The organism is Stenotrophomonas sp. P5_B8 (genome assembly GCF_054049855.1).
Genome location: NZ_JBFULO010000599.1, coordinates 1 through 1,829, shown reverse-complemented (window position 1 = coordinate 1,829; position 1,829 = coordinate 1). Strand labels below are relative to the sequence as shown.

The following is a 1,829-nucleotide window of genomic DNA, read 5'->3' as shown; positions in this document are numbered from 1 at the left end:
GTCCAGAACTCAGAGATGTGCAGATGGCCGCCGGCTTTGTTCTTCAGCGGAACGGTTGGATCGACCCGATCTGCAATCAGACGATCGCCGAATGAGAACGGGGCTCCGAGGAATTCATTGGCATACACCGTGGTCATGACCTTGGAGATGGCGATCGACTCGGCCTTGGTGGCGTTCTGGCCGCGTATGATGCGCCACTTGTCATCCAGGGCGTAGCGAATGATGACCCGATTGCCTCGCCGCTTGAGCGTCTCTTCGGACCAGTTGGGGTTGAGCGGTCCATAGTCGGCGAAGCCAATGAGCGTGTCCGGTGCCAACGCATTGATCTGCGTCCATAGCTCCCAGTCCTTGCGCTTTACTTCGCCAGCACCATTGATGTGAGCCAGCGATGCAGGGAAGGAGCCCGACGCAAGGTGCACGTGCTTGAAGCCCTGGCCCTTCAGCGCCTGCAGGGAAGCCGCCAGCACCGGTCGGTTTGCAGCAGAGATCGCCGGTGTCTGGCCCAAGTCGACGATGAGTCGCTCCACCCGTTGTCGTAGTCCGGGGACTTCAAGGGCGGCCTTAACAATTGGGATTGCGTCTGGCGCATCGCCTGGCTCAGCCAGGCGCAGACGAAGGGCAATCTTCCTGTTCCCTAGGGATGGCCCAATGGCCGGGAAGTCCTTTGCCGCGGTGACGGGGTTGAGGACCGGCGTGACCAGCTTGCCTGAGCCGCCTACCACCTTTAAGAACTCGTTGAGTTCCTTGATGCGGCTGGCATTGAGGTCGCCATCCGGATTGGAGTAATCAATCAGCGCTGGCTGCTTCCATACATCAGCATAGGATTCGAGCATGGATGCGTGCTGCCCAGGCAAGCGAACCTCGATGCACGGCAGGGTTCGCCCCACCACTGGAGCAACCAGCTCGGACAATGCGCGCTGCTCGAATTTCTGCCACTTGATGATCGGAACATATTGCGGATGCGTGTCGAATCGAGCCGCCATGGCCCCCTCCTTGGCAGTTAATATGTCCTGGCGAGCCATTGGTGGACATCGCCAGCAATATCACTCCTGAAGGAAACTCCCTCCATGGAGTAGCCCAGATACTCTTAGGGTTTTGAGAAAGAGTCAAATCACCCGACCCAAAGACCGAGCGCCATTTCATTTAGACAAATGCCGGCTTCTCTCCATGCTCTTCAGCTGGCAAGCCCGTAACCCCGCACCGGTGCCCAATGCAATTGACACGGAGTGTGTGATGTCCGCAGCGGTACGCCACCGCCCAAAAATTTTAGGCTGGAAGCCGTAAGCCGCAGCAGTGGTACGCCGTTGGTTGCTCCGGCGGGGGGGGTGACGAACGTCTGCGGGGACGGATCATGCCTGGGCAACGGGAGTCGGCCTCAAATTATTGCGTCAAGTACTGAGGGCGCAGTTCTGTGATAAGTAGCTCCTGATCCCTAAACGTTTTGGGTCAGGACAGGCATCGGCAACCATCCACCGCAAGCAGCGTGCTTGGAGGCCAATCCGTCTTGAGCCAGGTTGTAGTAATCACAGGTCGCCAGGCGCTGGTGTATCCAGCGCCTGAGTACCCACCATCATTGGCTCTGTGGCGACACCTCCTTCGTCAGGATGGGAGGTCGACGGAACTCGATGCGGATGTCCAGGCATCCGGACTGCTGATAGTCCGTAATCTTGAGGATGTGCCCGTCCTTCAAGGCTTGCTGGGCAAGCGCGAGAAGCGTTTGGTGCTCTGAGGCGTCCTTGCATGCTACCAGGACGGTGTCCTGCCTGAAGCATGTTGCACTCAATTGTTTGATGGATGTTGCTGCCGCTGCTGCGGTCTCAAGGTTTCTA

The 1,829-nt window shown here is 58.2% G+C and carries 2 protein-coding genes; both read right to left on the bottom strand.

The features are described 5' to 3' along the window. Positions 1–983, bottom strand: a 983-nt coding sequence (locus tag ACXJKH_RS19780; RefSeq protein ID WP_457321919.1) for a beta family protein, incomplete at its 3' end; no start/stop codon positions are given. A gap of 587 nt (positions 984–1,570) precedes the next feature. After that, positions 1,571–1,829, bottom strand: a 259-nt coding sequence (locus ACXJKH_RS19775) for a hypothetical protein (protein ID WP_457321917.1), incomplete at its 5' end; no start/stop codon positions are given.